The 13933-nt window shown below is 62.1% G+C and carries 11 protein-coding genes and 1 pseudogene; 4 read left to right on the top strand and 8 right to left on the bottom strand.

Annotated features, from left to right (window positions below):
- Positions 1 to 198: 198 nt before the first annotated feature.
- The 4 genes and pseudogenes from MKZ91_RS12590 to MKZ91_RS12575 form a co-directional block, all read right to left on the bottom strand.
- A pseudogene (locus MKZ91_RS12590) lies at positions 199 to 711 on the bottom strand (GAF domain-containing protein); the annotation flags it as partial.
- A gap of 233 nt (positions 712 to 944) precedes the next feature.
- Positions 945 to 1664 carry an SDR family NAD(P)-dependent oxidoreductase gene (locus tag MKZ91_RS12585; protein ID WP_336171206.1) on the bottom strand — a complete coding sequence of 240 codons (720 nt, stop codon included), beginning with the start codon at positions 1662 to 1664 and terminating at the stop codon, positions 945 to 947.
- A 97-nt stretch (positions 1665 to 1761) separates the two neighbouring features.
- Positions 1762 to 2190 (bottom strand): putative quinol monooxygenase, encoded by a 429-nt coding sequence (locus MKZ91_RS12580; protein ID WP_336171205.1) that lies wholly within the window; start codon positions 2188 to 2190, stop codon positions 1762 to 1764.
- A gap of 89 nt (positions 2191 to 2279) precedes the next feature.
- Positions 2280 to 3134: a VOC family protein gene (locus tag MKZ91_RS12575; RefSeq protein WP_336171204.1), complete on the bottom strand. Its 855-nt coding sequence runs from the start codon at positions 3132 to 3134 to the stop codon at positions 2280 to 2282.
- Positions 3135 to 3350: 216 nt separating this feature from the next.
- Between MKZ91_RS12575 and MKZ91_RS12570 the strand changes: the two genes are divergently transcribed.
- Positions 3351 to 4493 (top strand): MFS transporter, encoded by a 1143-nt coding sequence (locus tag MKZ91_RS12570; protein ID WP_336171203.1) that lies wholly within the window; start codon positions 3351 to 3353, stop codon positions 4491 to 4493.
- Here MKZ91_RS12570 and MKZ91_RS12565 read toward each other — a convergent pair.
- A complete protein-coding gene (locus MKZ91_RS12565) occupies positions 4490 to 7390 on the bottom strand; it encodes an ATP-binding protein (protein ID WP_336171202.1) in 2901 nt (966 codons plus the stop codon). The two genes, MKZ91_RS12570 and MKZ91_RS12565, sit on opposite strands and share 4 nt — an antisense overlap.
- A gap of 325 nt (positions 7391 to 7715) precedes the next feature.
- Here MKZ91_RS12565 and MKZ91_RS12560 point away from each other — a divergent pair, with 325 nt between their 5' ends.
- Both MKZ91_RS12560 and MKZ91_RS12555 read left to right on the top strand, forming a co-directional pair.
- Positions 7716 to 8747, top strand: coding sequence for a four-carbon acid sugar kinase family protein (locus MKZ91_RS12560; RefSeq protein WP_336171201.1), 1032 nt, complete (start codon positions 7716 to 7718; stop codon positions 8745 to 8747).
- A complete protein-coding gene (locus MKZ91_RS12555) occupies positions 8748 to 9449 on the top strand; it encodes a FadR/GntR family transcriptional regulator (RefSeq protein ID WP_336171200.1) in 702 nt (233 codons plus the stop codon).
- 57 nt (positions 9450 to 9506) lie between these two features.
- On the opposite strand, the gene MKZ91_RS12550 is transcribed toward MKZ91_RS12555, so the two are convergent.
- From MKZ91_RS12550 to MKZ91_RS12540, 3 genes are read right to left on the bottom strand one after another with little or no spacing between them, the layout of a single operon-like run.
- Positions 9507 to 10625 carry an iron-containing alcohol dehydrogenase gene (locus tag MKZ91_RS12550; RefSeq protein WP_336171199.1) on the bottom strand — a complete coding sequence of 373 codons (1119 nt, stop codon included), beginning with the start codon at positions 10623 to 10625 and terminating at the stop codon, positions 9507 to 9509.
- Between the two features lie 4 nt (positions 10626 to 10629).
- Complete coding sequence (gene pdxA / locus MKZ91_RS12545; RefSeq protein WP_336171198.1) at positions 10630 to 11586, bottom strand: 4-hydroxythreonine-4-phosphate dehydrogenase PdxA; 957 nt, start codon at positions 11584 to 11586, stop codon at positions 10630 to 10632.
- Complete coding sequence (locus MKZ91_RS12540; RefSeq protein WP_336171197.1) at positions 11583 to 12779, bottom strand: sialidase family protein; 1197 nt, start codon at positions 12777 to 12779, stop codon at positions 11583 to 11585. Before MKZ91_RS12540 ends, pdxA begins: the two co-directional genes overlap by 4 nt.
- A gap of 232 nt (positions 12780 to 13011) precedes the next feature.
- On the opposite strand from MKZ91_RS12540, the gene MKZ91_RS12535 reads away from it, so the two are divergent.
- A complete protein-coding gene (locus tag MKZ91_RS12535; RefSeq protein WP_336171196.1) occupies positions 13012 to 13884 on the top strand; it encodes a DMT family transporter in 873 nt (290 codons plus the stop codon).
- Positions 13885 to 13933: the final 49 nt, after the last annotated feature.

Below are 13933 nucleotides of genomic sequence, written 5' to 3'. Positions count from 1 at the left end.
GCGATCTCGCTTGCGACGCCGAACTCTTCCGCCAGCCCCGCCGCTCGGCAAATTTGTTGGTAGTCGAGCGTCGTTTCCTTTGCCCCCGATCGGCTCATGCTGGCGCGAAGGGCCTTCATGTCCTTCAGCTCATCACGACCGGCATAGAGCTGTACCTGATCGCGGTGGCGCGTCATCGCCACGTAGGTCAGATGCCGGTGCGGTAAGGTCGCCGAGCGTGTCGAAAACGGGCGCTGCGGTGCAGGTCAGGCCGATGTGGCTGGCGTCGAAATGATCGTCCTGGTGAATGATCACCGGTTCCCCAGAGACGATACAGGCACCGACCGCGCAGGTTCCGGCCCGGTTTTCAGACCATTCCGAGCCGAGGTAGAGGCCGGCCTTGCGCAATTGGTTGTCGAAGGTCGGGTCGCCCATGAAATCGACGGTAACGCCGCGCGCATCGGAGAGCAGCAACACATAGTTTTGCTCGGCGACCTGATTGAACAGCCCTTCAAGGCCAGACCGCCCGATGCGGATCAGCTCCTCGGCTTGCTCGCGGTGCTCGCGCAGCTTCGATCCGGGAACAATATAGGCTTCCTGCGCAATGGTCGGATCCAGCTTGTAGTCGTTGAGGCAGCGCAGCCAGGACTGGATGACGGGTGCGTCGCGCGGGCTCATCGCCCCAGAGGCGACACGTTCTATCTCACGAATATGCGATAGCGATGTTGACATCGATCGCCCTCCCGGCGGGAAAGCTGACACACTCGCGTCGGCAACGTCAAGCAAACGACGCGTGGCGCATCGGGAGGCGGCTAACGTGCCGTGACCGCACATCGTTCGGTGACCATCCTCATGTGCCTTCGTGCCTGTGCGCCACGCGGATGAGACCAGTGCCGCATCAGGACATGATCGGGACCTCCGCCAAAGCCACCAGGCGACGACTCGAGTACGCGGTGCCAGCAGCGCTATTGAGCGAGATATCCGCCGTCGATGTTCAGCTCGATCCCCGTCACGTAACTGGCTTCGTCGGACGCAAGGTACAGGCAGCCATAGGCGATCTCGAGCGGCTTGCCACCGCGCTTCATCGGCGTCATCGCGATAACGGCTTCGTTGAGCTTGGGTGCCTGCGCATCCGTGAGCGGTGTGTGTATGAAGCCCGGGTGCACGGAGTTCACGCGGATGCCGTCGGCGACGTAGGTCATCGCCGCGTTCTTCGACATGTTGCGGACAGCACTTTTGGCGGCATGATAGGAATGGGCGCCTGCAACGGCTGCCGTACCCCAGATCGACGAGATGTTGACGATCGAACCCGCCTGCTGTTTGCGCATGACGCGCACTGCCTCGCGCATGCCGAGGAAAACGCCTGTCTGATCGACGGCGATCATCTGCAGCCACTCCTTCATCTCCAGCTTGTCCAACGGCTCGTACGCAATGATGCCGGCATTGTTGATCAGGACATCGAGGCGACCGTGCTTCTTGACGATCGCGGCAACCACCGTCGCCCATTGCTCTTCACTGGTGACGTCATGCGTCATCGGTTCGATGGCGCCCGGATAGCTCTTTGGTGGCGGCTTGATATCGCTCGCCACTACGATGGCACCCTCGCGATCAAACAGTTCCGCCGTGGCGTAACCGATACCGCCAGCGGCGCCCGTTACCAATGCAACTTTGCCCTGAAGTCTCATAGCGGAACTCCCTTCCGGTCACGTGGTGCCGCGCACAAGGCGGGCAGGTTTCGATCTTTGAACGATTGGCCGCGCCGCCTCTGTTTGACTTGTTCTGCTAGTTTCCGGGCGGCGTCAGCACCTGCATTCGCATCACGGTCACGCCTCCCTCGGCAAGGTCCGGCAGCTTGGCAAACCATTCCTGCACATAGGGCATGGCGTTGTGTGCCTCGAAGTCGGCCTCGTTGGCGAAAATCTCGTAGAAGATGAAGTGGCCGGGTTTCTCGCGGTTTTCCTGAAGAAAATAGATGAGGTTCGCGGGGTCACCACGCACAAGGTCGATGAGGGGGAGGGTGATGGCGCGCAGCTCGGCTTCCTTGCCAGGCTTGGCGCGCACTTCGGCAACGACCGAATAGGCGCCGTTGGCGATCTTGCGGTAGCCCTGGCCCGGGCCTTCCTGTGCTGATGCGCCCGTATGGAAAGCCGGTGCCGCAAAGAGGCCCACGAGCAGGACAAGCGAAGTCCGCAGTCGCATTGGCGTGATCATGTCCGTTTCTCCTGATTTCGACAGCGCAAGGCGGCTCTGCAGCCGATCTGGCTGCCGGCTTGCAACGTCGATGCTGATGCCTGTTGTGACTATTTGGCGCTTGCGAGTTGCAGATGCGCCGCCAACGCATCGGAGAACCGCTTCTTCACAGGCCCGAGCGCCTTCACGAATTCGAGTTGCTCTCCCTCGGGGCCCTTGCAGTAGATCAGCTCCCACCCGTCTGATGGGGCAACCGTCACCTTGTTGGTATTGGTGTCGATCGGAGCGGCCTTGCGCTCCTCTTCAGTCGAGACGCGAATGATGCGATTTGCCCGAACCTGGGTCATGCCGCGGCGTGCGGACTCGGCCTCGAGGTCGGCGATGAACTGATTGAAATCGACGTCGTCGCGGACGTGGAAGCAGATGTGCATCATGCGCGGGAAGGCCGGGCTCATGTGCTCGACCGGTTCGGCGAAGGCCTTGGGGCCGCCCATCGGCTGGTCGGCGTCGCGATACTGCAGCAGTTCGATCACGACGTTATCGAACTGAATGAACCGCACATCGAGCCGTTGCGCCCCGCCCCTGAGGTCGGGCACACCGATCGTTCGCGGATTGACGCCAAGCTGGTTGGCCAGGATTTCCTGGTCGGCAAGCAAGGTGTTCTGGACAGCGTCGCCTTGGAAGTCACCGTGGCGGAAGACCTCGGTGCCGCCGAGGACGCCGGTGTAGAACTCATAGGCGCGCTCCATGTTCTGAACGGTCAGGCCGAAATGCTGGACACCTTGGAGCCGACCGCCCAGTGAATTGGGGTCGCGGGCTGGTGCAGGTGTCGCTTGCGCGGATGCAGTCGCATCGGCCGAAAGGGCGGCTGCGATCCCGCCGATGGCAACACCTCCGGCGGCGCGCAGGATGGTGCGGCGGTCAGGGTCACCCAAATGGATGGCTGGCTTTTGTTCGTGAGACATGGCTGCTTCCTATCGATCACGTGGTGATTGGACCGATCCTAACGCCGGCGCAGTTGCCGGGCTCGTTAAGTTCGGTGAAATCTGGTGAAACGCGCTGCCAGCCAATCAAGTCGCGGCGCTTCTGCGAAGCAGCGCTAACAAGGGCATCGTTGGGACATGGACACGACAATTGGGCTGGCGCGGCGAATAGCCATTGTATTGGGCGCCGGTGCCGGCATGTATCTCAGCATCGGCATCGTGCTGATTTACGGCTTCAGCGTCTTCATTGTGCCGATCGCCGAGGATACCGGCTGGGACCGAACCGTCGTCGCCGCCGTTGTCGCACCGATAGCCATCGTAAACGGCCTGATGTCGCCTGTGGTGGGAGCGCTGACGGATCGCTTCGGTCCGCGCCGGGTGCTCACGGTATCCTCCGTGTCGATGGCGGTCGGATTGATCGGCGTGGGCATCCTGTCACAGAGCCTCACCGCTTTCATCGCGGCTGTCGCCGTCGCGAGCCTCATGGGTGCTGCGCAGACCGGCGTGCCATACACTTATGTGGTGGTCGGATGGTTCTCGGCCCGGAGGGGGCTCGCGCTCGGGATCATGCTTTCCTTTGTGGGGCTTGGGATCGCGACGGTCCCTCCCTTCCTTGCGTTCCTCATCTCGCAATGGGGCTGGCGCCTTGCCTTCGTGGCGGCCGGCCTGGTTTCGATGGCAGTCACCCTCCCGGTCGCGCTGTTTGCTATCCGCGACCCACCAGTGGTTCAGAAGGGCGATCGCCTGAGGGCGGAGGGATGCACCGTCCCCCAGGCGGTGAGGACTGCAAGCTTCTGGCTGATGCTCGCGGCATTCTTTCTCAATTATTTCGCCGCCGCCGCCGGGTCCATTTCCCTTCCTGTGGTGCTGGCGGATCGCGGTGCCGATACAGCAAGATCGGCCCTGGTCATGAGCTTCGTGGGATTGTCATTCATCGTCATGCGTCTCGGCTTCGGGGCGTTGCTCGATCGGTTTCCCCCGATCCCTTTGACCAGCCTGGCTTTTCTGTCGCCCGTTGCCGGTCACTGCATCCTGCTAAGCTCCGAGGGATTGGTGCCGGTCTATGTCAGCGCCGTCTTTTTTGGCCTGGCCACCGGAGCAGAGGGCGACGCGATCGGGTACCTATTGTCGAAACGCTTCGGAATGCGAAGCTTCGGCAAGCTCTTCGGCATCAACTACATGGGTTTGACGATGGGCGCCGGCCTTGGCCCGGCATGCCTGCACATCATGGCCTCAGGCGGCACGCGATATGTCGAGACCTTCATGATCTTTGCCGGCATTGCTGTGATTGCACCGATCCTTCTGATGCTGGATGGGCGCACGCGTTCGCTAAAACGCTAGGAAAACGGGTGCGCGGCCCCGTTGCGCCGTGCGCGGCGGGAAACAGCGGCGCTTCTCTTGCCCGGATCCTCGAGGGCATCGAGTACTGCGCGCGCCCTCAGCAGATCGCGCGTGGTGAACCCTTCGCCAAAGCGTTGAAAAATCGGTGCGAGCAGCGTTGCAGCGCTTTCACCCTTGTCTGAGCGGAGCCAGCTTTCGGCGAGGGTCGTTGCGGCGCGCAGCTCCCAGGACTGTGCACCCTGCCGGTGCGCGAGTTCGATTGCCTGCATGTAGAGGGCTTCTGCGTCCGCCGAAATACGTCCGTCCTTGAGGGAGAGCCCCGCCTTGATACGCAGCAGTTCCGGAACGCACCAGATTTCGCCGGTCGATGCCGCAAGCGCGATCGCCTCGTCGATCGCCACCAGCCCGGCATCGATGTCGCCGTGATCGCCGAGCCCTGCCGCGTAGACGCCCATGTAGAAGGGGCAGCGCATGCGGAAACCCACCTCAAGAAGCTCATCGAGCGCGGCTTTCAAGATGGTCAGGCCCGAAGCATCTCCGCTCTGCAAGAGCCATTCGCCGCGCAGGTAGCGGGCCATGGCACTCCAGATCGTCATCGCATGTTCGGCCACATGCGCCTGGATGCCGACAAGCATGCGCTCCGCGGCGGCAAAATCGCCCGTCAGCATTGCGATGGGGCAGGTCGTGTGGACGACTGCATTGCAGAGCGCGAGGGCGTGGTGCGCGGCCCGTGCCTCCTCCAACTGACGCTGCGCCATGGTCACCGCCTTGTCGGGCTGTCCCTGCAGCCACAATACATTTGCAAGGGTCCCCCTTGCCGCGGATCGTGGATCCAGCTGGAAACGGGCAATATCCGAACGGGTGACGGGAGGAACATACCTGGAAATCATGCGCTCGAGGTGGCGTCGCGACTCTGCAAAGTCTCCCAGATAGCGCAGCGCGGTGCCGGTCTGTCGGTCGACATTGTTGCATGCATCCACGTCCCGGCAGTCGGTTGCCAGGATTCTTATTCTGCCCGCGATCGCCAGGGCAGATCGATGCTCGCCGGTCCAGGTGAAGTAATCGCACAATCCCCAGAGACACCGAAGCATGTATTCGATGTCGCCAAGCACTTCGGCACAGCCCAGCGCTGTGTTCCAGGCAGCTCTGACCTCGGGGAGCGGGCCGCGCGTATGAAGCAGGGTGGTACCAAGCGCCAGATGCAGCTTCATGTCGTCGCGGGCACTACGGTACTTGGCGAAGGAAGCGCTGATGGCTCTCTCGACCCTGGCCCGGCACTCGTCCATGAGGGAGAGATGTTCCCAGAACGGGATTGCTGCGACTGTAAGCGCAATGCCCATGGCGATGCTGCGGTTGTCCAAGAACGCCCAGTTCAGGGCGCTGCGGATATCGTCGACCTTGCACCCGTATTCGGCGAGCCACTGGTCGGTCGGTCTGATTTTCCATTCGGCTTCGGCGCGTTTGGCAAGTTCGAGCAGGTGGTCGGCGTGTCGCTGACGCAGGTGATCGTGCTCGCCGCTCTCGTCCAGTTTCTGGCGGGCATATCTGCGGGTCGTGTCGAGCAGCCTGTAGTGTGTCCCGAGATCTCCCCGCTCGGTCGAGACGAGCGACTTGGCAACGAGGTTTGCGACGCGGCGGGTACAGTCGGCGCGAGGGCCGTCGTTGTCGACCGCGATGGCGCAGGCCGATTCGAGGCTGAACGCGCCGGCGAAAACCGAGAGGCGCCGCAAAAGCTGTCGCTCGGGCTCGGCGAGAAGGCCGTAGCTCCAGTCGAGTGTCGCGGCCAGCGTCTGATGGCGGTGGTCACCGCAGCGCATATTGCTCAACACCTGGGTTTGATCGGCGAGAAGATCGAGGAGTTCACGCGTGCTAAACGCGTCCAGCCGCGGTACGGCGAGTTCGATCGCGAGTGCCAGCCCGTCGAGGCGCCTGCAGATTTCCGCCACGATGGGTGCGTTGTCGTCGCTGAGCGCGAACCCACTGCGACTGCTGGCCGCGCGCTCGACGAAAAGCTCGATTGCCGGGAACGCCAGGGCCTGGGCTGCCGTCAGTCCGCTCGCCTTGGGAGGCGTTTCGAGTGGCGGTAGCCGATACACGTGTTCGCCGGGAATTCGCATCGGTTCGCGGCTCGTGGCCAGTATTCGCACCCTGACTGCGGCCGTCAGCAATGTCTGCGTGCAGGTGGCTACGGCTTCGATGAGATGTTCGCAATTATCAAGAACAAGCAGCAATTCCCGATCGGCCGCAAAAGCGATCAGCGCGGCTTCGATGTTCGCGGAATGCACTCTAAGGCCAATAGCTGCGGCGATCGACGTCGGCACGAGGGCGGCGTCGCACACCATAGCCAGATCGACAAACCAGACGCCGTGGGCGTAAGCAGGAGTGAGTTGGCCGGCAACCGCGAGAGCCAACCTCGTCTTGCCGATGCCCCCGGGACCGACGATCGTCAAAAGACGGGACATATCGAGAGCGCCCTGGATCGCGTCTAAAGCATCGCTTCTTCCCAGCAAACGGGTCGTTGAAGCCGGCAGATTGTGTCGGCGGGTGGGCTGGGGTCGCTCGACAGGCTGGATGTCGCCATACACCGACACGCGCACGGGAGACACGAACCGGTAACCGCGGCCGCTGACCGTCGCGATGTATTGCGTGTCATTGGCGCTATCGCCAAGTGCTCGACGGAGAGCTGCAACATTTACCTTGAGGTTGCTTTCCTCGACAAAGGTATCCGGCCAGGCACGCGCAACAAGCTCCGTTTTGCTGACCACTTCACCGGGGCGTTCAACCAACGCCGCCAGGATTTCCAAGGCGCGGCTACCCACGCGAACGATCACCTGATCTCGCAGGAGCGACTGGCGCTCTGGAACAAGGACAAACGGCCCAAAGGAATAGGACGGCACGATCGAAGCTCCAGGTGAAACGGACAAGCTTCATTGGCCGGTGAACAATCGTTTCACATGGCTTGCTGGATAGTACCTGCTGTCCGTCGCCAAACAAAGCGAAGATGGATTGATAAAGGCGATCGTTCCGCACCGCTGAGATGCGTTCGTGAGTGTGCATTGCTTGACCCGGCAAGGCCGTCCGTGGGACGGTATCGACGGGCTGCCGGCAGTCTTGTCAGTATCGCGCCACTTCGCATAAATTTGTAATTTATCGTCAAAAAACATTGACATTTCAACGTCTGTTGTAGTTATAAAGATAACAACAAATTTCTGGACTGCTACCATGTTGGCCATTGTCGCTGATGATTTGACAGGTGCCCTCGATGCTGCCGCGCCGTTCGCTGCGCGGGGCATGCATGTCGAGGTCGCTTTGGTGAACGAGGCAATCGAAGGTGCACTCCGCCAAAAACCTGACGTTCTTTCAATCAACATCGGTTCACGAGAGCTGACTGGCGAAGTCGCAAGACGGCGCGCGGCGGCTGCCCTTGCTGCCCTTCCGCCCAAGACCCGCATCTTCAAGAAGGTCGACTCCCGTCTGAAAGGGCATATTGCCGCCGAGCTCGACGGAATGTCGTTTCGTTCGGCTCTGGTCGCTCCGGCCATTCCCGCATTTGGTCGATATGTGACAGGCGGATGTGTCAGCGGTTTTGGCGTCGATGCGCCAATTCCCGTTCGTGAAAGGCTGGGTCAGCATGCGGACGGGTGCACGATCCCCGATACTGCCACCACGGCCGAGATGCGTGCCGCGCTCGAGGACGCAGAGCGCAATGGCGTCGAGCTTTTGATCGGGGCGCGTGGCCTTGCTGAGGCGCTTGCCGAACGCATGACCGGCGATGCGGCCGCGAAGGCCGCCGAAATCTCCGTCGGGCCGGTCCTGTTCGTCATCGGATCCCGGGACCCCATCACGCTTGCCCAAATCGACGTGCTGCGCCGCTCGGTCACGGCGCGCTATCTGGCGGCACCCAATGGGCAGATTGCGGAACCGAAGGACGACGGCAGCGCGATTACTTTGGTCCAGGCCGTCCCAGGTGAAGGGGAGGTCTCGTCGGAGGAGGTTTCCGAGGCGCTTGCCGAGAGCGTCTGCCCGAACCTCACGCGGTCTTCGGGCACGATGCTCCTCTCCGGCGGCGCCACGGCCGAGGCGGTCTTGCGAAGGATGGACATCCAGCGTTTTCGTCTGCTCGGCGAATGCCTGCCGGGCCTGGGCTTGGCTGAGATCGACGGACGTTGCATCATCGCCAAATCCGGCGGATTCGGGGCGCCGGACACGCTGAAGCAGATCGCGGAGGCGACGCTGCGCAAGATGGGAAGATAAATGGGACTGGAGAACGGAACGGCGCGCAAGAGTTTGGGCGATCTCGTTTTTGAGCGCATGCATCGTGCGATCAAATCCGGCGCTTACAAGCCTGACGAGCGCCTGCCGACCGAACACGATCTCGCAAGCGAGTTCGAGGTGTCCCGCCCGATCATTCGCGAAGCTCTGCGCCGGCTGCGCGAACAGGGATTCATCTATTCGCGCCGTGGGGCAGGCAGCTTCGTGCGCGCCGTCGGCATGCGTGAGCCGCTTGGCTTTGGGCAACTGGAGAATGTTGCCGATCTTCTCAATTGCTATGAATTTCGCTTGACCGTCGAGCCGGCGGCGGCGGCCGCTGCGGCCGAGCGCCATGACGCAGGTTCTCTGGCCGCCATTCGTCAAGCGCTGGAACTGATGCGGGATGCGACCAATCGCCAATCTCACCGCGAGGACGCAGATTTCCAGTTTCATCTCGCGATCGCGCGCGCCGCACAGAACAGCTATTTCTACACGGCGATGGAAGCGTTGAAGGATCACATCGCCGTCGGCATGCGGTTCCATGGCGCCTCGGTCAAGCGAGAGACGTCAGGCCTGACGCGGGTCTTTGCCGAGCACGAGGCGATCGCCGAGGCCATTGCCGCACGTCAGGCCGCCAAGGCGAAACAGCTGATGCACGAGCACCTTTCCGGTTCGCGCGAGCGCCTGTTTCAGGCAACGAAGTAGCGTTAAAAACATAAACCCCGGCCCAGGGCCGGGGTTCTGCTTCGGCAGTGGGGTGCCCTAGTAAGCCGCCTTATAGACGGCCAGCACATCGTCGACGCTCATGTCGATCGGATTGTTGTCCATCAGGCGGCGGTTGGCATGAGCCTCGCTCGCATAGAGCGGCAGGTCATCCGTCTTCGCGCCGTGGGCTGCAAGCGACATTTCGATCCCGAGATCGCGGCAGAAGCCGCGGGCAGCAGCCAGCAGTTCGCGGGGCCCGAGGTTGTCGCCAAGCCCCAGCGCCTGCGCGACTTCCGCCGTCTTGCCAGTTGCAACGGTCTGGTTGAAGGCCAGTACATGCGGGAAGATGATGGCGTTTGCCAAGCCGTGCGGCAGGCCAAGCCTGGTTCCAAGCGGATAGGCAATGGCGTGGCCGGCCGCCGTGTTCACCGGTCCAAGGCAGATGCCGCCATAGTAGGACGCAAGCATCATCCCTTCGCGCGCTTCAGTGTCGGTACCGTCCTTGACGGCGCGCGCGAGATATTTTCCGACGAGCCTGAAGCCCATACGGGCAAAACCGTCGATCATCGGATTGGCGCGGCGATTGGTGAAGGCCTCGACGCAGTGCGCCACGGCGTCGACACCCGTCGCTGCGGTGACCGCCGGTGGCACCGAATAGGTAAGTTCCGGATCAAGGACGGCGATATCGGCAATCATGTGCGGGCTTTCGACCGCAATCTTGTTGCCCTTTTCCGGATCCGTGATCAGCGAGCGGATACCCGCCTCCGAACCCGTGCCGGCGGTGGTGGCAACCTGGGCAAGGCGTGTGCTGCGGTCGGCGACCCTGTTCGGTCCGGCAACATCGGCAAGCGTCTGCTCCGAGTTCCAAAGCACGGCAACCAGCTTGGCAACGTCGAGAACCGAACCGCCGCCAAGGCCGACGATCAGGTCCGGCTTCTCTTGGCGCGCAGTCTCAATCGCGGCGTTCAGTGTTGCGATGTCGGGTTCGCCGGGTATGGCGTCAAAGACCGCAACGCGCCCCTTGAGCTTCAGTCGATCGACAAAGCCTGCGGTGATCGGCGTTGCGATCACGAGAATGGTCTGGGCGTCGGCGGCCCAGGTGCCGACCTCTGCGATTGTGCCGGCGCCGACGACCAGGCGGCGCGGTTGATGAAGGGTGATCTGAGCGATGGTCATGGCGTCATCCTCGCTTGGCTGCGCCCGACACCAGCTTGCGGGCGTAGGCGATCGCGGAGTTCATGTTGCCGTGGTTGGCAATGCCCTTGCCGGCGATGTCGAAGGCCGTGCCGTGATCGACCGAGGTGCGGTCGATGGGCAGGTCCACCGACACGTTGACGGCGGTGTCGAAGGCAACGAGCTTGACCGGGATGTGCCCCTGGTCGTGATACTGGGCGACGACGAGATCGAAGCCACCCGAATAGGCACGGTGAAACACGGTGTCGGCCGAGATCGGGCCGTAAGCGTCGATGCCTTCCGCCCGGGCGGCCTTGACGGCCGGCGCGATCTCATCGTCATCCTCGGTGCCGAAAAGGCCGTTTTCGCCGCAATGGGGGTTGACGCCGGCGACAGCGATTTTGGGTGCGGCGTAGCCGATGCGCTTCAGATGCGCATCGCCGGCCCGGATGGTGGCAAGCACCCGCACGGTCGTCGATCGCCGGATCGCTTCCTGAAGCGACACGTGCGTCGAGACGTGGATGACCTTGAGGCGCTCGGAGGCCAGCAGCATGTAGGCTGCCTTGGAACCGGTCAGGCTGCGCAGCATTCCGGTGTGGCCGTCATAGTGATGGCCGGCAAGGTTGAGTGCTTCCTTGTTGATCGGCGCGGTGACGATGCAGCCGATGATACCGGCTTCGGCATCGCGCACTGCCTTCTCGATGAACCGGAACGCGGCATCGCCGGCAACGGGGCTGAGCTTGCCCCAGTCAAGCGGCGCGCCTTCGACTGGCAGATCCACGACGTAAGGCGTGAGGTCGATGTCGATGCCGAGCGCTGTTCGGGCTGCTTCAAGCGTTGCAAGGTTGCCGTAGATACGGATCGTCTCGCGTTCCTGCGGCGACATTTCCGCAAGCGCGCGGACTGAAATCTCCGGGCCGACGCCACACGGGTCGCCCATGGTGATGCCGATGATATTGCTCATGAAAGTCTCCGTGCGTCGGCGTGGTCCCAGCCAGGGGCTAGGCGGACATATTTGATGGCGCGCCGGTGATAGGTGTAGGCGAGGTGCATGGTTCCGTCCGGGCCCTCAAGCAGCCAGGGATAGGACATTTCCCTGTTGCGGCCGTCGGTCGAGTCGTTGGAAAGGCAGGTTCCGGGGCCGTCTTCGATCAGGAGCCGTACAGGAAAAGTCTTGCCGCCGTCCTCGGAGATGCAGAGCGCGACGGGCGCGCGCGGCACGCCCCAGACCGGCGCGCAGCCACCTTCCGGGTCGGCATCCGGGCGGCCATCGTCCTCACCGAGTTCGTCGTAAAGCGAAGCGCGCCGCTCGGTGAATTCTGCCGCACTGACGGGATTGCAGATCGTTGCAATCCGGCCATCACCAAGACGGATGGCGGCGATCGAGGAATTGTTGTTCGGCACATCGCTCGCCTCCGGCGCCGACCAGGTGCGGCCGCCATCAAGGCTTTCCGTCCGGTAGATCCAGTCGGCCTGTCGGCGGCGGAAGAGCGCGGCGAGGCGTCCTTCACCGAAGGAAACTGGCGACATATGTACGCAGCCGATCGAATGATCGAGCTCTTCGAGCCGCCACGTTTCTCCCTGGTCGAGTGAAATGCCGACCGCAGCAGTGTCATGGCTGCCGTTCCACTTTTGCCCGGGACGCTGCACGCAGCGGAAAATCGGCAGCAGCCACGCACCGTCTTCGCGTACCACAAGAGGCGCGCGGACGAAGCAGCCGCGCGGCAGATCGAGATAGCGACCTTCCGCAGAGATGAGCGTCGATGGGTCGGACGGGTCGCGTCGGATCTCGGCCATCCGGATCCGGCACTCGTCCTGATTGCCGGAGGGTTGGGAGGTGTGAAAGAGCCAAAGTCTGCCGTCCGGCGCGGTGAAGAGCACCGGGTTCTGTTCCGAATGATCAGGGTCGAAGCTCAGGCGCTGGGGTGGTCCCCATGTCTTCGCACCCTTCTGAAGCACGGAGGCAAAGATCGAAATGTCGGACTTGCCTTCGAGCGTGCCGCCGAACCAGGCGCAGGCAAGCGCACCATCCGAAAGCAGATGCAGGAATGCGGCGTGGTTCTGCACCATGGGCGACGGCAACAAGGCTTCCTGCCGCGTGGGCGACGTGGATTGAAGCGCGCCATTCATGTTGCGAGCTATTTCCTCTGGGGTCATTGGCTCCTCCTGATTGGTCTGAAAATCGACGAATTTACAAAGTTGTCAAGTTCTATTATGTCAGTGATTGAAGCGCAATAAGCAGAATTGTTTTGTAATACATTGAAAAACCGTGATTAAATTGAGAGAAAAGCTTTTATTGATTTTTACATCGTGAAATCATTTGACAAATTTGCTCGAAAAGGAGATGGTCTTGGCAAGCCGGCAAGAGGATGCCGGGGAGGAGGTTGGTATGTCGGGAGCCGGCAGCCCTCATGGGGCTAGGGTGGCCGTGATCTTTGCGATAGGCGCTGCGACCCTTGCGGCAGCCGACGCTGTGATCGTGCGCGCATTGAATGGTGTCGTGCACCCCTTCGTCATCGGCTTCTTTCGCGCCTTCTTCGGCGCTGTCATTTTATTGCCCTGGGTGGTTTTGCGCCCGTCCGTCCTGCGTTCAAGCCATCCGTTGCGCCAGCATGCGGTGCGCGCCGGCTTCAAGCTTCTGGCCATGGTCGCGTTCTTTGCAGCCTTCAGCTGGGGGCCGCTGGCCGACGTGACGGCGATCGCCTTTACGTCGCCAATCTTCGTGCTTCTGGGCGCGGCGCTCACGCTTGGCGAGCGGCCGGGGCCGGTGATGATTGGTGCCGTTGCGCTTGGTTTTGCCGGCGCAATGCTGATTGTCGGGCCGTCGGGGGCCGGTTTCAGTCTCGCTATCCTGCTCGCCCTCATCGGCGCTGTGCTGCAGTCCGCCATTCAACTGATCCTGAAATCGATGTCGAAGGGCGATTCAACTTCGACGCTCGTCGTCTGGAATCTGCTTCTGACCGTCCCGATCGCATTTGCCTTTGCCCTTCCGTTCTGGGTGACGCCGGGCGCCAAGGAATTGTCTCTGCTGGCGCTCCAGGGTGTCGTCGGCACGGCCTGCATGGGCATGATGACGCATGCGTTTTCGCTCGCCCCCGCCACGATCATCGCGCCGGTCGATTTCCTGCGGCTGCCGCTGGTGGCGCTCGGTGGTTTTGCGCTCTTTGGCGAAAACGTCGCCCTCACCACGCTATGCGGCGGTGGACTTATTGGCCTTGCGGCGCTGATCGCCGCCCGATCCGGAAAAGCAACATCCGGCTGAAACGAATTTCACTAGGGAGGAAATGCCGTGAAGAAACTGTTTGTCCTAA

It is taken from the genome of Ensifer sp. MJa1 (genome assembly GCF_037026475.1).
Lineage (GTDB): Bacteria > Pseudomonadota > Alphaproteobacteria > Rhizobiales > Rhizobiaceae > Ensifer.
This window is presented reverse-complemented; position numbering and strand designations above follow the sequence as displayed.

Bases quoted from the DNA above. Each gene is read 5' to 3' on its own strand.
- MKZ91_RS12585 (WP_336171206.1), bottom strand. From the start codon at position 1,664: ATGAGACTTCAGGGCAAAGTTGCATTGGTAACGGGCGCCGCTGGCGGT.
- MKZ91_RS12580 (WP_336171205.1), bottom strand. From the start codon at position 2,190: ATGATCACGCCAATGCGACTGCGGACTTCGCTTGTCCTGCTCGTGGGC.
- MKZ91_RS12575 (WP_336171204.1), bottom strand. From the start codon at position 3,134: ATGTCTCACGAACAAAAGCCAGCCATCCATTTGGGTGACCCTGACCGC.
- MKZ91_RS12570 (WP_336171203.1), top strand. From the start codon at position 3,351: ATGTATCTCAGCATCGGCATCGTGCTGATTTACGGCTTCAGCGTCTTC.
- MKZ91_RS12560 (WP_336171201.1), top strand. From the start codon at position 7,716: ATGTTGGCCATTGTCGCTGATGATTTGACAGGTGCCCTCGATGCTGCC.
- MKZ91_RS12555 (WP_336171200.1), top strand. From the start codon at position 8,748: ATGGGACTGGAGAACGGAACGGCGCGCAAGAGTTTGGGCGATCTCGTT.
- MKZ91_RS12550 (WP_336171199.1), bottom strand. From the start codon at position 10,625: ATGACCATCGCTCAGATCACCCTTCATCAACCGCGCCGCCTGGTCGTC.
- pdxA (WP_336171198.1), bottom strand. From the start codon at position 11,586: ATGAGCAATATCATCGGCATCACCATGGGCGACCCGTGTGGCGTCGGC.
- MKZ91_RS12540 (WP_336171197.1), bottom strand. From the start codon at position 12,779: ATGACCCCAGAGGAAATAGCTCGCAACATGAATGGCGCGCTTCAATCC.
- MKZ91_RS12535 (WP_336171196.1), top strand. From the start codon at position 13,012: ATGTCGGGAGCCGGCAGCCCTCATGGGGCTAGGGTGGCCGTGATCTTT.